We start from the raw sequence: 17,235 nt of genomic DNA on the forward strand, positions 1-17,235 counted from the left end.
AACGTGCAGCAACGATGCGAGACCGAAGGAAGAGGATCGTTACTAACATTGGTGTGCGAAATGGGCACTCGCACGATGCTGATCAGGGTTGGATCATTTCAAAAAAAAGGCGAGCACTTGCGGTGCCAAACGTGACACAGCAAGACTCGCCTAAAAGGGATTTACGCCTGTTGAGGCGAGGTTCTATTCTTTGACTTCGAATTCTGCGTCGATCGCATCGTCGTCATCGCCACCGGAAGCGGCAGCACCTGCGGCGGCACCGTCACCGGCTTTCTCAGCGGCATCCGTCTTTTCATAGAGGACTTTGCTGAACGCTTGCGAAGCGGCGTCGAGTTCGTCCGATGCGGCTTTCATGGCGGCCAAGTCGTCGCCTTCGGCGGCTTTCTTGACTTTCTCGATTGCTGCGTTCATCGGTGCCTTGTCGGCATCGGTGAGTTTGTCGGCGTTCTCGGTCATCAACTTCTCGAGTTGATAGACTTGCTGGTTCGCTTTGTTGCGTGCTTCGACGAGTTCGAATTGTCGCTTGTCGTCTTCGGCGTTTGCCTCAGCGTCTTTGCGCATTTGTTCGATATCGTCGTCGGACAACGCACCACTATCCTTGATCTCAACATGGGCTTCTTTGCCCGTCTTGAGTTCTTTAGCCGATACGCTGAGGATTCCGTTTTGGTCGATGTCGAATTTGACTTCGATTTGCGGGACGCCTCGTGGTGCCGGTGGGATGTCGTCGAGATTGAACTCGGCGAGCAAGCGGTTGGCGTTTGCCATCTTGCGTTCACCTTGGAACACGCGAACGGTGACGGCGGTTTGGTTATCCGCAGCCGTACTGAACACGTTTTTCTTTTCCGCAGGAACGGTGGTGTTACGTTCGACCAATGCTGTCATGACACCGCCCTCGGTTTCGATACCGAGCGTCAGTGGCGTCACGTCGAGCAAGAGCACGTCGGTCCGGTCGCCGGCCAGAACGCTGCCTTGGATTGCGGCACCGATTGCAACGACTTCGTCAGGGTTAACGCCTTGGTGAGGCTCCTTGCCGAAGATCTCTTTCACTGCTTGACGAACCTTGGGCACCCGGGTGCTACCACCGACGAGAACGATTTCGTCGATATCGCTGGGGCTCATTCCGGCGTCTTTGAGTGCTTGCAAAACAGGGCCACGGCAACGGTCGACCAGCTTGTCAATCAGTTCTTCGAACTTCGCACGCGTGATCTTCATCGTCAGGTGTTTTGGACCTGAGGCGTCCATCGTGATGAACGGCAAGTTGATGTCGGTTTCGGGCAGCGTGCTGAGTTCCTTCTTAGCCTTTTCACAGGCTTCTTGAAGCCGTTGCAGCGCCATCGCGTCGTTGCGCAAGTCGATGCCGTTCTCTTTCTTGAACTCATCGGCGACGTAGTGGATCAACGCTTCGTCGAAGTCGTCACCACCGAGGTGAGTGTCACCCGAAGTCGAGATGACTTGGAAGACGCGACTTTCTTGGTCTTCATCACCACTGTCGGCAACTTCGAGAACGGAAACGTCGAACGTACCACCACCGAGGTCGAAGACGATGATGCTCTCATCTTTCTTCTTGTCGAGACCGTAAGCGAGTGCCGCTGCGGTTGGTTCGTTGATGATCCGTGCGACTTCAAGACCGGCGATTTGGCCGGCGTCCTTGGTCGCTTGACGCTGTGCGTCGTTGAAGTAGGCCGGCACGGTGATGACGGCTTTGTTGACTTTGTGACCGAGGTAAGATTCGGCGGACTCTTTCAGTTTGCGAAGAACCTTAGCCGAGATTTCTTGCGGTGTGTATTCGCTATCGCCGACTTGGATTTTCACGTAGTCGCCAGGACCACCGGTGATGCCATAGGGCACCATCTTCTCTTCCGATTCGACTTCGTTGTGTCGACGACCCATAAAACGTTTGGCCGAGTAGACGGTCCGTTTCGGGTTGGTGACGGCTTGACGTCGGGCGGGTTCGCCGACGATCGTTTCTTCTTTGTCAGTGAACGCGACAACGCTTGGCGTGAGCCGGTTGCCCTCAGGGTTTGGGATGACCTTGGGTTCGCTACCTTCCATAATCGCGACCACACTGTTCGTGGTCCCGAGGTCGATACCGATGATTCTTTCGCCTTGTGCCATGATGATTTCTCCGCTGGGTGTGGCCCCGGAAGTGGGGCGTTTTTGTCAGTGATTTGGGGATTGTTTATTTCGTTTTCAGCTAGCCCGATTGATCCGGGATGGCTGGTTGATGAGGATGTCAGACTTTTTCTGGCGTGAGCAGTGAAAGGCAAGAACTGTGCCAGAGCGAGTTTTTCGGCTCGCGTCAAAACGGCACGGCAGCTAAAACCTCGTGTTTTTCCGCGTGTTTTGCGTCCAACGCGGCTTCAGAAAAGTTTACGGGAACAAACTGGCAGACGTCGGAATTCGGGGTGTTCGGCCAAGAAGGCGGCGTGTCAATTCGGCAGTTTTGACAGGTTCCTGGGCTCTTTCGGTACGGTTTCGAGTCGTTCTAGGATGCGATGAACCGGTAGCGGAGTAACGGCGTTGGTTGTTGAATCACTTTAAAGACAACACGGCGATCCAGCGGCCGTTCAATGCGAAACTGGCGATGCGAAAACAACACATGCCTTTGACCGGCAACAGGAATCTGCACCCATGAATGAATCGACTGACCTCGCGAATCTGGACAGGAAAATTCTCGATCTGATCAATCAGCGTCAGCGTCTCGTTGCTGAGTTGTTGCATCGGAACGGTGAATCACACGGGCTCAAAGAGGCCCTCGTGGATGCGGAGGCAATTGTTGACCGCGAAGATGCGATGCTAAGTTCATCGGCACAGCAATCCATTCTGCGGCACATTGTTTCTGCGTGCTACCAAGCGGCGCGGCCCGAGCAGGTTGCGTTTCTGGGGCCTGTCGATAGTTACAGCCATTTGGCGGGGTTAGCGTATTTCGGCGACGGCATGCAGTTGACGCCGGTGTCGAGCATCGGTGCGGTTTTTGACGCGGTGGAGCGTGGCGACTGTCAGTATGGAATTGTTCCGATCGAGAATAGTACCGATGGACGCATCGTCGACACGCTCGGAAAGTTGGCCGATGGCGAAGTGAACATAACCGGCGAACTGTTGTTGGCGATTCACCACAACCTGCTCTCGCACAGTGCGAGCGACAAAATCACTCAGGTACACAGCAAACCGCAGGCGTTGTCACAGTGCCGTGGTTGGCTGGCCGCACACATGCCCGGAGTTGAGTTAGTGGAAACGGCCTCGACCGCGGCGGCGGCAGAAGCTGCTTCGACGACCCCGGGAATCGCGGCAGTGGCGAGTTTGGCGGCTGGAACCCGCTATGGGCTCGAGGTGGTTCAGGCGTCGATTGAGGATAATCGGAATAATGTGACCCGATTCGCGGTGCTGGGTTCTGGCCAGCCGGATGCGACGGGAGACGACAAGACGACCCTGTTATTTGAGGTTGAGCATCGGCCAGGGGCGTTGGCTGATGTGATGGGCATTTTTAGAGATTGCGAGCTGAATTTGACCTGGATTGAGTCATTTCCGCAGCCCGGACGGCCGAATGAGTACTTTTTCATCGTGGAGTTTCCGGGCCATCAACTAGATCCTCCTGTTGCGAACATGCTGACGACGTTGGGGCAGCAGACGCAGCGGGTGGCGGTTTTGGGCAGTTATCCGGTGGGAAGAAAAGTTTAGAACGCGTCTTTCCCCTTGAAAATTCTGGGTAGTCCATTCACAATCCCCGCTCGAATTTTCGAAAGAGCTCGCTTTTTCCGAAACAATCCCGAATTCAGGCGAGAACGTCTGGGGCGAACCGTCTGCCCCTGTCTCTCGGATCTCGCCGCCCACTTTCATCCTCTGAAACGAGAAAACATGGCACGTTACACCGGCCCGAAAGCCCGTATTAACCGTCGTTTAGGTACCCTGCTTTACGAAACCGCAGGTGCCACCCGCGCCCTCGATCGCCGCAACACACCTCCGGGGATGCACGTGCGGGGTCGCCGACCGAGTAACTACGGTTTGGCGTTGATGGAAAAGCAAAAGATCAAGCACTATTACGGTTTGGGCGAACGTCAGCTTCGTCGTTACTTTGATAATGTGGGTCGTAAGTCGGGCAACACCGGTGAATTGTTGCTTCTGCTTTGCGAAAGCCGGTTGGACAACGTGGTTCGCCGCGTCGGGTTCACCAAAACTCGCCCACAAGCTCGTCAGGGCATCGGTCACGGTCACTTCTGCGTCAACGGCGTGAAGGTCACCAAGCCTGGTTATTTGCTGCGTGCGGGCGATATTATCGAAGTCCGCGGTCGTGAGAACTTGAAGAACCTCTACCGTGGTGTGATCGCTAACTCGCCACCAGACGGACTCGATTGGGTTTCGTTCGACAGCGAAGGATTGCGTGCGACCGTCCTGAGCCTGCCCGGACCCGTCGATATCAGCCTCCCCGTCGACGCTAACAGCGTCGTCGAATTCTTGTCACGTTAATCTCGTCTACCGTTTGAATTGACCATGCACAGTCCAGTAGTTGTTCTCGGTGGTGGCCCCGGCGGATATGCGGCCGCGTTTCTTGCGGCCGATGAAGGCCTTGAGGTCACCATCGTTGAAGCCGAACCCCGTTTGGGCGGCACGTGCCTGTTGCGTGGTTGCATTCCTTCGAAGGCGTTATTGCACGTCGCGAAAGTAATCAGCGAAGTCGAAGAGCTGAAGGAAGATTGGGGAATCGAATACGAGGGCGCACCGAAAATCAACGTCGATACGGTGCGGGCTCGGAAAGAAAAAGTGATCACCAATCTGACGAGTGGTTTGGGAAACCTTGCCAAGCGTCGCGGTGTGAAAATCATCCAGGCTCGCGGTTCGTTCATTAGCTCGAACGAGATCAAGCTCGAAGGCGACCATGAGTCGATTCCTGAGGGTGGCACGATCACGTTTGACCATTGCATCTTGGCGACAGGCAGCGTTCCTGCGATGCCGCCGAGTTTCAACATCGGCAGCGACCGTGTGATGGACAGCACGGGGGCCTTGAATTTGAAGGATATCCCGGAGACGTTGCTGGTGATCGGTGGCGGATACATCGGTCTCGAAATGGGAACCGTGTACGCGAACCTCGGTTCGAAAGTAAGCGTGGTTGAGTTGGCCGAAGGCTTGCTGCCCGGTGCCGACCGTGACTTGGTCAAACCCCTCGCCAAACGCGTCGATGCGATGTGCGAAGGACGTGTCTTCCTGAACACGAAGGTCGGATCGGTCTGCGAAGTTGACGATCAGATCGAAGTCACCTTCGAAGGTCCCAATAAATTTGGGCATGAGCGTTTCGATCGTGTTCTCGTCAGTGTCGGACGCCGTCCGGTGACTCGCGGGCTCGGTTTGGAAAACACGAAAGTCGTGGTGGACGACCGTGGTTTCGTTGTTTGTGATTTGCAGCAGCGTACTGCCGATCCGAATATCTTTGCGATCGGTGACGTCGCGGGTGATCCGATGCTCGCCCACAAGGCAACGCACGAGGGCCGCGTGGCTGCGGAAGTCATCGCCGGTAAGAAGGTTGAGTTTGACAAAATCGCGATCCCTGCGGTCGTCTTTACCGATCCCGAGATTGCTTGGGCAGGTATCACGGAAGAGGAAGCCAAACGTGAAGGCCGTAAGGTCACCGTTGAGGTTTATCCTTGGGCTGCGAGCGGACGTGCTCAAGCACTCAACCTGACCAACGGTCTGACTAAATGGTTGATCGATCCTGAGACCAATCGCGTTGTTGGTTGTGGTATCGTTGGAACCGGTGCGGGTGAGTTGATCGCCGAGGCTGTTCTGGCAATCGAAATGGGTTGCGAAGTGACCGACATCACCGAGTCTGTGCACCCTCACCCAACACTCAGCGAAACGCTGATGAATGCCGGCGAAGTCTACTTCGGTACCGCCACCGAAATCTTCAAACCAAAGAAGAAAGCCGCCTCAGCGTAAGCTTGCGATCGGCTGGCTGCATTGGCGTCGTTATTGGCCTCTCATCGCAAGGTGGTTTCTCATGATTCCCGTCAACACGCCTTTGCTCGATGGGAATGAACAAGCGTACTTGGTGGAATGCATCGAGACGGGGTGGATCAGTAGCGAGGGGCCCTTCGTTAAGCGTTTTGAAGATCAATTCGCGGCTGCGGTCAGCCGGCAACATGCGATCGCATGTGCGAACGGATCGGGGGCATTGGACATCGCGGTTGCCGCTGCTGGTATTGGACCCGGCGACGAGGTTGTGATGCCTGCTTTCACGATTATCTCGCCCGCCGCCTCGGTGGTTCGTGCTGGGGCAACACCCGTGCTCGTTGATAGTTCGCTCGACACGTGGAACATGGATGTTGCGCAAATCGAGAGCCGGATCACGCCGGCGACAAAAGCCATTCTTGTCGTGCACATTTATGGTTTGCCCGTCGATATGACTAAGGTTCTGGAGATTGCAAGTCGCCACAATCTAATCGTCATCGAAGATGCGGCTGAGATGCATGGGCAGTTTGTTCATGATAGGCCGTGCGGCAGCTTTGGGTTGATCAGCACGTTCAGTTTCTACCCCAACAAGCATATCACCTGCGGGGAAGGCGGAATGGTGGTAACGGATGATGAGACGATCGCAGAAAAATGCCGTGGATATCGGAATTTGTGTTTTCAGCCACAGCGGCGTTTCGTGCATGAGGAGCTTGGTTGGAATTATCGAATGACAAATATGCAGGCCGCGGTGGGCCTGGCGCAGCTCGAAAAATTGGATGCGCACGTTCTTCGTAAACACCAGATCGGAGAACGCTATTTGGAGCGGCTCTCACGCACTCCTGGCTTGGTGTTACCGCCGGTTGAAGCTGAACATGCGAAGAGCATTTTTTGGGTGTTTGGTGTCTTAGTGAAAGACGATTGTTCACTTTCGCCTGCCGACATCATGACTCGACTTGCCGAGCAAAAAATCGGTACGCGGCCGTTCTTTTTCCCAATGCATCAACAGCCGGTCTTCAAAAAGCAAGGTTTGTTTCAAAGCGAGACTTATCCGGTCGCAGAGAAGCTCGCCGAACGCGGGTTATACATTCCATCAGGATTGGGGTTGAGCGATGAGGAAATCGATCTCGTCGCCGAAGCAGTTCATGACATCATGGTGTCGGTTTAGCGAACCATCATGGCAATGAACCGCCCACGCAAGCGAGTCGCGATTGTTTTCTTCGAGACCTACCTTGGCTGTGCTCCCAGCCTCATCAACGCGGCGAGGCTGTTTGATGAAAATGGTTGGGCCGTCGACGTGTTGATGCGAGATTCCTCTGATGAATTCGCTCAGCCTCCAGAACTCGGAACCCATGTCGAGGTTGTGCACGTTGGGATTGGTGCTAGCGACGGTGCAGAGCAGCAAGAAGAGTCGGACACCGAGTGCGGAAGAGGGGCGATTGAATATGGTGTCGATACGGGAGTGCCGAAACCGTCGGTGACGTGGAAATCTCGTTTGCGTGATGCATTACCAGCGTGGCTTGTGCAGCGAATGGAGGCAGCTCGAAGCCAGAAGGATCTGATCCTTGATGCTTTGCATCCTGCTACGTGGAACGCTCGATCTGATTTTGTGCGTGATGTGAAAGCAGCAGCAGTCGATAGGCAATATGATGCAGTGATTGGTGTGGATACGCTTGGTTTGGCAGCAGGGTACGAACTGGCAAAAGAGAAGAAGGCGGTCTTAGTTTTTTGGTCTCTTGAGATCATGTTTTTGCATGATTTCTGGTCGCCTGCGAGGCGACGAAGCAAGCGTCTTGAGAGACTCTATCACCAGTCGGCTGATTTGCTTGTCATTCAGGATGGCGAACGCCAGCGAGCGTTGTGTGATGAAAACCGTGCATGGAAATGCCCAGTGATTTTCATCCCTAATTCACCTCGTGGTGAAGTGAGTCCAGACGTTTGCCGTGATCGATTTCATCGGCAGTTCGATCTGGAGAAATCCGCTTGTGTGATTCTCCATGCTGGATCGATTTGCGAAGGAATGAGATCGAGCGATTTGGCTGCCGCAGCTGCGACATGGCCGAGTGATTGTCGATTGATTTTTCACAGCCATACGCCGATTAATTTGCAAACGCACTATTATCGTGACATCGTTGAGAGCGGACATGGGCAGGTGTTGATCTCGACGCAACCAGTGGCCTATGACGAACTGGATGGATTGATGGCCTCGGCCGATGTCGGTGTGGTGATTTATGACAGCTCGCTGGGGCCAAATTTTCAGTTGCTCGCCGGCGCCTCAGGGAAACTTGCACATTATCTTCGTTGCGGAGTTCCCGTGATTAGCGTGGACAATCCGAGTATCGCTCGTGTGTTGGAAGATCGTGGATGCGGTATTGGGGTCGACCGTGTAGGGGAAATCGAAGACGCGGTTCGTGCGATTTTGTCAGATCGAGATACTTACCAGGTGAACGCGTTGGAGACATATCAAAGTTGCTACGAGTTCGAAAAGCACTTTGATGCGTTGTTGGATTTCTTGGGAAGGTAGTTTCGTTAAGTGTGCGAGATCAGTGAAGTTGCGTCCTTGTTGTGCCGGGCGTGACAATCTGACACGGTGGTTTTGGCGGGAAATATTCTATACTCGGCAGTGCATGTTTCGATACAATCGTGTGGTCGGCGGTGGATTACCGTGCCCCGTGATCGCAAATCCTCGAGCCTGTTGTCCGCCGCCTGAGTTTCAAACGAATCGTTGATACTGCTGGTGAATGGATATGATCACTTCCGCCAACCGTGACACTTTTGGCGTTCCTCCTGCGGGGGCCAATCGATTGGCAGCACAAGGTGCCTCAGCGCCGGGCGGTGCGACTGCAATGGCGCGTCGGACGCGAAAGTCGTTCGACCACAGCCCCATGTTGGTGTTCTACGAGTTGACACGGGCGTGCGATTTGGTGTGTCTCCACTGCCGGGCATGTGCTCAGCCGAAGCGAGATCCGGCGGAGTTGAAGACTGCGGAATCGAAGCAGATGATCGATCAGCTCACGCGGTTCCCTGATCCGCCGATGTTGGTTCTTACCGGTGGTGACCCCTTCAAGCGAGCTGACTTGTTCGAGTTGGTCGAGTATGCAGTTGATCGAGGCTTGGCCGTTTCGATCACGCCTTCGTCGACGCCTTTGGTGACTCGTGAAGCGATTGCCCGGTTGCGCGATGCGGGGATATCGCGAATCGCAGTGAGCGTGGACGGGGCGGATGCAGAAACCCATGACCGGCATCGTGGAGTCGTGGGCAGCTTTGCCCGCTGTTTGGAGATTCTCCAAGACGCGAAAGAGCTCGGCGTGCCGACGCAAGTGAATACCACGATCATGCCGAATAATGTGCATCAGATCGAAGCGATGGGAGACTTGTTCGCGAAGTATAGCATCGCGATGTGGTCGTCTTTCTTCCTGATTCCAGTTGGTCGCGCTGAGGAATCGTCGAGGCTTAATGCGGATGAGTGCGAAGCCACGTTCGCGCGCTTGTTTGCTCAGTCTCGCAAGCAACCGTACTTGGTGAAGACAACCGAGGCGATGCACTATCGTCGCTACATGATCCAGCATCGGCGTGATGCCGTCGATTCAGCAACGGTCGACAAGAAGGCACCCGCTCCTCCACCGTTCATCACGGCGGGGATAAATGACGGGAAAGGCGTGATGTTTGTCAGTCACACTGGTGTGGTTTATCCGGCTGGTTTCTTGCCTGTGGTATGCGGCACATTCCCCGCGCAGAACGTCGTTGACATCTATCAAAAGTCGTCGGTGTTTCGCGCGTTACGAGATTCCGAGCGGCTCGAAGGCAAGTGCGGTCAGTGTGAATTTCGTCAAGTTTGTGGTGGTTCGCGAGCGCGTGCTTACGCGGTAACGGGCAACATGTTTTCCGCCGAGCCAGATTGCAGTTACATCCCCAAACCCGTCCAAGGAGCACAGAAATGCGACGTCGTGTAGCTATCGTCGGTGGCGGTGTATCCGGTCTAGCCGCAGCACATCAACTTATCAAACAAGATCCGACATTGGATGTGCAGCTCTACGAGGCTGGCCCGCGTGTCGGCGGAGTCATTCAAACCGTTCGTAAAGATGGTTTTCTGATTGAAGGTGCCGCTGATAATTTCATTACTTCCATTCCGGGAGGGATTGAATTGTGCGAGGACCTCGGTCTAGCCGATGATTTGATCGGCACCAACCCAGACGGGCGTGGTGCGGATGTATTGTCAAACGGCCGTCTCGAGCCGATTCCATCAGGTTTTATGGTGATGGCGCCTTCTCGTATTTGGCCTTTGTTGTCGACGCGGATTTTGAGTCCCTGGGGCAAGCTTCGATCGGGATTGGAAGTCTTCGTGCCGCGCAAGAAGGTTACTGAGGACGAATCACTTAAATCGTTTGTGTGTCGTCGATTTGGCAAAGAGTTGTTTGAGCGTCTCGTTCAGCCGCTCGTCGGAGGGATTTATACCGCCGACCCGAATCGCTTGAGTGTGGCGGCGACGATGCCGCGATTCCTCGAGATGGAGCGCGAACACGGCAGTTTGATCCGTGGCATGTTGGCTGGACGTAAGGCGAGTGGTAAGCGTGCGGAGAAAGCGGGCGGTGCACGATACAGTCAGTTCATGTCGCTGCGTGGAGGCATGTCCAAGTTGATCAACGCTTTGCATGACAGTTTGCCGGAAGGTTCGGTGCACCTCAACGCTGCGATCGGATCCATTCACCGTCGCGGCCAGAGATGGCGTCTCCGGATGAAAGATCCTTCGGTCGGATCAGTTGATGCCGATGCCGTTATTGTTGCGGCGCCTGCCGGTCACGCCTCGAGCATGTTGACCCATGTTGATGCGGCGATTGCAGAGGATCTCGGCGGGATCGAATACGCGAGTTGTGCGGTTGTGTCGCTCGCATTTCGACGAGATCAGATTGGACATCCTCTCGGTTCGTTCGGTTTTGTTGTTCCTCAAATCGAAGATCACTTAATCTTGTCGTGTAGCTTCTCGAGTGAGAAATACGAAGGTCGCGCGCCGGAAGGGACCGTCTTGATGCGAGTCTTTATTGGCGGTGCCTGCCAGGGTGGTTTGCTGCGATTGCCTGATAAGGAATTGCTCGAGTTGGCTCGCTGGGAAGTTGCGAAGTTGCTCGATGTCTCTGGTGAGCCTCTGATGCAGCACATCACGCGTCAGACACACGCGATGCCGCAGTATCACGTGGGGCACCGTGCTCGCGTTGAACGCATTGATGAGCGATTGCAGAACTATCCCTCGCTTGCGTTGGCGGGAAATGCACTCAACGGTGTTGGCGTTCCGGGGTGTATCGATAGTGGCCAGAAAGCGGCTCGTCGCATTCTTGAGGCGATCGACGCGACTGACGATTCGAAATCACTGTCTGATGAGCTGAGTGTTTGTTGAGCTGAGTAGGAGCAGAACGCCGGTAGCGATTAGAGGTTGTTGCGTTCATCGGGCCACGCGCTTCAGTTTGCTGACGAATTCGGTAGGGTCACTTTAGGGGCGTTACGCAGTAGGGTATGTTCGTGCTGTATTGATTACGTAGCTATTCCCCTTCTGCAGAACCTCATCTATGAGCTACCCGCGCGTTGCCAGCTTGAAGAACGGCGAATCGTTTTGTCGCCATCTTTCAGATTCGTCCATTGAATTGCCCTTCGATGAGGAGGTTCAAACCGGAGCGGAATCTCCGCTGGGGCGTTCGTTGGAGGTGCATGGTCGAACGATCGGTAACCGCTTTTGTATCTTGCCTATGGAAGGATGGGACGGGACGTCCGATGGTAAGCCCACTGATTTGACCCGTCGCCGGTGGCGGAACTTTGGGCTCAGCGGAGCAAAACTGATTTGGGGTGGAGAGGCGGTTGCGGTGCGTCGCGACGGCCGGGCGAATCCGAATCAGTTGATGATCAACGAAGGCAACTGCGGCGAGATTGCTTCGTTGCGCGAGGAACTCGTTAGCACTCATGAAGAGCACTTCGATGATAGCAGCGATCTGATGATCGGGTTGCAGCTAACGCATTCAGGGAGATACGCGCGACCGAACGATAAGAAGCGTCCGGAACCACGAGTGGTTCAGCGAAATGTGGTACTCGACCGTCGCGTCGGAGTGGAGGATGACTCCGCGATATTGACGGACGATGAATTGAGCCGATTGATTGACGATTTCATCGCCGCTGCGGTTTTGGCGGAGCGGGCCGGGTTCACGTTTGTTGACGTCAAGCATTGTCACGGGTACCTCGGCCATGAACTACTCGCGGGAGTGGATCGACCGGGGCGGTTCGGCGGGAGTTTTGAAAACCGAACGAGATTCTTGAGGGATATCGTTGCAGGGATTAAGGCCGCTACCAACGAGATGAACATCGGTGTTCGACTGAGCGTGTTCGATTTCGTTCCTTACTGTCCAGGTGAAGATCGCATTGGAATCGCGGAGCCCGGTAGTGAGCCCCGGAAGACATTCGGAGGCAACTCAACCGGCGACGGCATGGACCTTGCTGAGCCGTCGCGGTTGATCGAGTTGATGCAGGAGATCGGGATTCGGATGGTCTGCACAACCGCTGGCAGTCCGTACTACAACCCACATATCCAGCGCCCCGCATTCTTTCCGCCGAGCGACGGGTATCAGCCTCCGGAGGATCCATTGGTTGGCGTGTCGCGTCAAGTCGCTGCTGTTGAGCAGCTCAAGAAGCAGCATCCGGAGATGATATTCATCGGATCCGGGTACACCTACTTGCAAGACTATCTGCCGAACGTGGGGCAAGCGGTGGTTGCGCGCGGAATGGCTGATTCGATCGGATTGGGGCGGATGGTGTTGTCGTATCCCGAGTTACCTGCCGACGTGATTGGTGGGCGGGATTGGCAGCGAAAGAAGGTGTGTCGCACGTTTAGTGATTGCACGACGGCGCCGCGAGAAGGCATTGTGAGTGGCTGCTATCCGCTCGATCCGTTTTACAAGAAACGTGAAGAGCGAGACTTGCTCAAGGCGGCAAAAGCGCGGCTGCAGAAGTGATCATCGTGGCCAAGCGATGTCGATACGTTTTCGCATTCTGCCCGGTCGAAAGACAAAGGGGGCAGTAAAGCGTTTTGGCTAGTCAGCAAAAGTGGTGCAGTCGGGACGCGAAGGGTTCTCACCGCTTCGCGTTGTCTTGATTCGACGGAGTTTTGACGTTCCGTCGGTAAGGCCAGGTCTTGTTACGAGACCTTCGCTTTGGTGCGAGCTTCCCGCAAGCCACGGCTGAGGATGTCTCGTAGCATTGGCGAGTAGTCTTCGTACTTGTTACGGTCGGGTGCACCGTTGCTGAACTGGTAGATTGCATCGCGAGGCTTGACACCGAGTGCAATCAGAGTGCTGCATACCGTTGCGTAGTCGCCGTTGCGAACGACCATGCTCGGGCGTCCCGGACCGACTGGTGCACGGGCGAAGACTTTGCTGGCGACGGCCAGGAACTTGACCGGCGAGTCGAGCGTCTGGAGTGTCAGCAAACGACGGGCAAGTTGGACGCGTGGATCGTCGGGGTCGTTGAGGTTCCGAGCACCGATGATGTTCAGACCCTCTTGCAACTCCACGACTTCCTGGCGTTCGTCGGCGTGGATGGCGTATCCCGCTTTCGCGTCAGCGATGATAATATTGCAACCTTCGTAGCGATTTTTCGCGAATTCGGTTTGAGCCTTTTCGAGTGCTCGCCGCGAAGAAGTGCATCGCAGGAGGTCCATCGCGAGTTGGCCACGTGAACGTTGGCCGAAGAGAGGCGTTGCCGTGGCTCGATTCGTCAAGCCGACAAACAGCCCGTTTTGATTCACACCCAACCAAGTGCCACCGGCCTTTTGATCGATTCCACAAAGTACGCGAGGTTTACCCGATTGAATCGACGGAGTTTGACTCGGTCGATCGACGTACTCCTCGCGGTTGGCCGCGACAAGAATGGGACTTTCGGGGACCAAACGATACTGAACAGCTAGCAAGCACATCAGGGAGACATCCAACTTTCAAAGATCAGTGATTTCCAGTCTCACGCACGCAATCACTCCCACCCAAGAGATCCGTTCGGATTGGTGTTGCGAGCCTGTGAGACTCGCGATCAGGGCGGATCCGAAAACGGCACCGGGATTCCCTGAAAACACCACTCATGTCGAACCCCCCGAAGGAGAGCCTGGTGTGATTGACGTGAGTCACAATGTAGCTACGCGAGAATCGACGCCACACCCCCTGGCGGGGGGTTTGTTGATCTTTTATTGCCAGAAGTGGCGAAGTTTGCCGTTTGGGGACATCGATTGGATCGTTGGGATCCCCGGAAGGGGTGGTTTAGAGGGTAGAAGTCTCGTTCCACACCCCCCAAGACTGATGTGCGATCGGTGATTGGGAATCAGTGTTTGCCGCCATTGTGGGGGTAAAATGGCCATCAATCAATCGCGTCAACTGTTTTGGACTGAAAGGTTTGCCCATTACCGCGAGCAGTCCAAATTCGTCCTGCAGTTGGGAGCAATCGAGCTCAAATCCCTTTGCCGTGCACAGGACAGCGGTGGAAATGAGAGGTTGTCCTTCCGACGCGGCATCCCGAACTCGGTGAAGTAGTTCAATTCCGCTGCAGCGAGGCATCTGGTGGTCGGTAACGAGCAGGTCGATATCGCCTTCTTGGAGTCGTTGCCATGCCTGTTCGCCGTCGGGAGCGGTGAAAACTCGATATCCTGCCTGCTCGATCGTGAAATGCATCAAACGACGGAAAACGGGGTCGTCTTCGGCAACGAGGATGGAGGGCGGGTTGGAATATGGCATGGAGTTCTCGATCAAAAAGGGATAGCGCCAAAGAGCCGCGGGGCAGCGATCGCGGTGATTACTCCTAGAATCACGACAGCCACCACGATCTCGGTCATCATCGTGCCGTCAGGAAAGTGATCCTTGCGGTCGTTGTTACGAGTCGTGGGAGATTGAGACATGAGATTGCCCGCGTGTCGCTTTGGCGAACGTGTAGAGTGGATCGAACGAATCGGCTTACAGGAAACCTACATCACAAATTGCCGCACATACTGAGCGTGCCCCCGTTGTAACGGGCGTGAATTTAAGGTCTGTCTGCTCCCGAGGCCTCAGATCGTGCGCAACGCGACAAATCGGCGTGACCGTCATGATTGCCTTGACGCTTACTTCGCGACGTTTCTATACTCCCGCACCACTCACGGCGTCGTGCGCGCGCCGATTTAACGGAATTTTCCCCTAACGGCTTTGGACCGATCACCCATGAATAGCGAGCGACGCCATGAACTCCAGGAGAACGAGCTAGCTAGCGCCCTCGATAAGATCAACAAAAAGATCGATCCGTATTCCAAACCGATCGCTGCCGCCGTCGCTGCTGGGTTCATCGGCTTGCTCGGGTGGGGATTCTATTCCAGCACTCAATCCGAAAAACGCAGTGACGCGACGTACCAATTGATCGAAGGGTCGATTCGAGGCGACAGCGAAATCTTGGCGGCGGTAGCGGCGAGCTATCCGAACACACCGATGGCGGCTTGGTCACGTTTGTATCAAGGCAGTCAGAAGATGGGTGCTGGCATGAACGCCCTCTTCAACAGCCGCGATGAGGCGGAAGAACTGCTCGGCGAAGCCGCTACGGCTTACAAGGAAGCGATTTCGTTGAGCAAAGATACGCTGATCCTCTCTCGTGCCAATTTTGGGCTCGCTCGAATCGCCGAATCGCTCGGTAACACCGACGAGGCGATCGCCAGCTACGAAGCTGTCATGGCGGCGGGCGAATCGGATGCGATGGTGACGGAAGCTAAGAATCGGATCGAAATTCTCTCGAATCCTGCCGCTGGTGAGTTTTTGGCTTGGTTCGGTGAGCAAGACTTCTCGCCCGCAGACCCGAGCTTGCCACCGTCGCTGCCGTCTGACCAAATGTTGCCGGACTTGCCAGACCTCGAGTTCCCCGAAATCGAAGCTGACATGGATGAGGAAGAAGTCACCGTAGAGGACGCCGATTCCGAGGAAACGATGACTGAAGAGACCGTGACCGAGGAGCCAGCCGCGGAAATGAACGAAGAGGCTGCGGAAACAGAAGCCTCAGCTTCGGCAGAGGATACGCCAGCGGAAGAGACTCCCGCGGAGGATAGCGCGTCTTCGGAAACCGAGACTCCATCGCCGGAGACCACTGAAGAATCAGCCCCCGAACCTTCTAGCGGTGAAGAAAGCGGTGCGGGTGATGAATCGCCCGCTCCGTCAAATTCTTGAACGCGACACCCGACGATGGCGATGCTCGGCAGCACGGTCATTTGCCGAGTAATCCGCTCGAAGACACCGGCGAGGCCGTTCGCTCGTTCGTCGTTCCGGAAACCGCGGATGGTATTCGGATCGATTTGTTTTTGACTCAGGTTTGCGACGGTTACAGCCGGTCGCAAATCCGGCTCGCCGTGCAGAACGATGGTGCTGAGATCGATGGCCGGGTGGTTCGCCCGAGCTTCAAGGTTCGCGCCGGGCAGAATGTTCGTTTTCGATTGCCGGTGGTCGTCAGTGACGACACAGTTCCTGAGAACATTCCGCTAGACATTCTCTATGAAGACGACGGAATGGTCGTCATCAACAAACCAGCAGGAATGGTCGTTCACCCGGCTCGCGGGAATTGGACGGGAACCCTGACCAGCGCGTTGGCGTTTCGTTTTCAGTCGTTGTCTGACGTCGGTGGCCCTACGCGGCCCGGGATTGTCCACCGTCTCGACCGAGACACCAGTGGCGTCATTGTGGTCGCGAAGAACAACGCGGTTCACCTGCATTTGTCTGCTCAGTGGCACGATCGCAAGGTGCAAAAAACTTACCTCGCTTTAACGGCGGGGCGACTGGATCGGGACCGGGATTGGATCAACGCGCCCATCGGACGTCATCCGTATCAGCGCGACAAACAGGCGATTCGCGAGAATCACGAGACGAGCAAACCTGCTTCGACGTTCTATGAGGTGATCAGCCGGCACGGGCGAGTGACTCAAGTGAAGGTCTCCCCGAAGACCGGTCGGACGCACCAAATTCGCGTGCACCTGGCACACATCGGCTGCCCCATTTTGTGTGACCGGCTCTATGCTGGCCATTCGGTTCTGACTCGGGCGGGCTTGGCAAGAGCCTCGGGCGAAACGCTCGTGGCGTCGGAGGAAGACTCCTTGGATGGGGGGTGTGATGAAGTGATATTGGATCGTCAGGCCCTCCATGCACACCAGTTGACGCTGGTGAATCCTCAGACGCAGAAGGAAATGACGTTTACGGCACCCTTACCCGCCGATATGGGGCGAGTGATCAATTTGCTTACGTGAACGTTGGTTCGTCTTACACGGTTGGTGTG

At 55.4% G+C, this 17,235-nt stretch carries 14 protein-coding genes; 10 read left to right on the top strand and 4 right to left on the bottom strand.

The window, feature by feature from the left end:
- Positions 1-183: 183 nt before the first annotated feature.
- Positions 184-2,115 (bottom strand): molecular chaperone DnaK, encoded by a 1,932-nt coding sequence (gene dnaK / locus FHS27_RS25900; RefSeq protein ID WP_184308537.1) that lies wholly within the window; start codon positions 2,113-2,115, stop codon positions 184-186.
- A gap of 516 nt (positions 2,116-2,631) precedes the next feature.
- On the opposite strand from dnaK, the gene pheA reads away from it, so the two are divergent.
- The 8 genes from pheA (at position 2,632) to FHS27_RS25940 (ending at position 12,929) form a co-directional block, all read left to right on the top strand.
- On the top strand, positions 2,632-3,678 hold the full coding sequence (gene pheA / locus FHS27_RS25905; RefSeq protein WP_184308539.1) for a prephenate dehydratase: 1,047 nt from the start codon (positions 2,632-2,634) through the stop codon (positions 3,676-3,678).
- A gap of 177 nt (positions 3,679-3,855) precedes the next feature.
- On the top strand, positions 3,856-4,464 hold the full coding sequence (gene rpsD, locus FHS27_RS25910; RefSeq protein ID WP_173405294.1) for a 30S ribosomal protein S4: 609 nt from the start codon (positions 3,856-3,858) through the stop codon (positions 4,462-4,464).
- Between the two features lie 24 nt (positions 4,465-4,488).
- The gene (gene lpdA / locus FHS27_RS25915; protein ID WP_184308541.1) at positions 4,489-5,928 is read left to right on the top strand and encodes a dihydrolipoyl dehydrogenase; all 1,440 of its coding nucleotides are present in this window, start codon (positions 4,489-4,491) and stop codon (positions 5,926-5,928) included.
- A gap of 61 nt (positions 5,929-5,989) precedes the next feature.
- Positions 5,990-7,105, top strand: a complete 1,116-nt coding sequence (locus FHS27_RS25920; protein ID WP_184308543.1) for a DegT/DnrJ/EryC1/StrS family aminotransferase — start codon at positions 5,990-5,992, stop codon at positions 7,103-7,105.
- A 15-nt stretch (positions 7,106-7,120) separates the two neighbouring features.
- A complete protein-coding gene (locus FHS27_RS25925; protein WP_221225397.1) occupies positions 7,121-8,461 on the top strand; it encodes a hypothetical protein in 1,341 nt (446 codons plus the stop codon).
- A 223-nt stretch (positions 8,462-8,684) separates the two neighbouring features.
- Positions 8,685-9,890 (top strand): TIGR04053 family radical SAM/SPASM domain-containing protein, encoded by a 1,206-nt coding sequence (locus FHS27_RS25930; protein WP_184308603.1) that lies wholly within the window; start codon positions 8,685-8,687, stop codon positions 9,888-9,890.
- The gene (gene hemG / locus FHS27_RS25935) at positions 9,875-11,329 is read left to right on the top strand and encodes a protoporphyrinogen oxidase (RefSeq protein ID WP_184308547.1); all 1,455 of its coding nucleotides are present in this window, start codon (positions 9,875-9,877) and stop codon (positions 11,327-11,329) included. Before FHS27_RS25930 ends, hemG begins: the two co-directional genes overlap by 16 nt.
- Before the next feature lie 169 nt (positions 11,330-11,498).
- Positions 11,499-12,929, top strand: coding sequence for an oxidoreductase (locus tag FHS27_RS25940; RefSeq protein ID WP_184308549.1), 1,431 nt, complete (start codon positions 11,499-11,501; stop codon positions 12,927-12,929).
- A gap of 182 nt (positions 12,930-13,111) precedes the next feature.
- On the opposite strand, the gene FHS27_RS25945 is transcribed toward FHS27_RS25940, so the two are convergent.
- The 3 genes from FHS27_RS25945 to FHS27_RS25955 form a co-directional block, all read right to left on the bottom strand.
- Entirely contained in the window at positions 13,112-13,888 is a 777-nt protein-coding gene (locus tag FHS27_RS25945; protein ID WP_009094539.1) for an NRDE family protein, read from the bottom strand.
- Between the two features lie 334 nt (positions 13,889-14,222).
- On the bottom strand, positions 14,223-14,693 hold the full coding sequence (locus tag FHS27_RS25950; RefSeq protein ID WP_184308551.1) for a response regulator: 471 nt from the start codon (positions 14,691-14,693) through the stop codon (positions 14,223-14,225).
- An 11-nt stretch (positions 14,694-14,704) separates the two neighbouring features.
- A complete protein-coding gene (locus FHS27_RS25955; protein ID WP_009094542.1) occupies positions 14,705-14,854 on the bottom strand; it encodes a hypothetical protein in 150 nt (49 codons plus the stop codon).
- A gap of 298 nt (positions 14,855-15,152) precedes the next feature.
- Between FHS27_RS25955 and FHS27_RS25960 the strand changes: the two genes are divergently transcribed.
- Positions 15,153-16,139, top strand: coding sequence for a tetratricopeptide repeat protein (locus tag FHS27_RS25960; RefSeq protein WP_184308553.1), 987 nt, complete (start codon positions 15,153-15,155; stop codon positions 16,137-16,139).
- Between the two features lie 41 nt (positions 16,140-16,180).
- Positions 16,181-17,206 (top strand): RluA family pseudouridine synthase, encoded by a 1,026-nt coding sequence (locus tag FHS27_RS25965; RefSeq protein WP_184308605.1) that lies wholly within the window; start codon positions 16,181-16,183, stop codon positions 17,204-17,206.
- Positions 17,207-17,235: the final 29 nt, after the last annotated feature.

This window comes from Aporhodopirellula rubra (assembly GCF_014192335.1).
GTDB classification, from domain to species: domain Bacteria; phylum Planctomycetota; class Planctomycetia; order Pirellulales; family Pirellulaceae; genus Rhodopirellula; species Rhodopirellula rubra.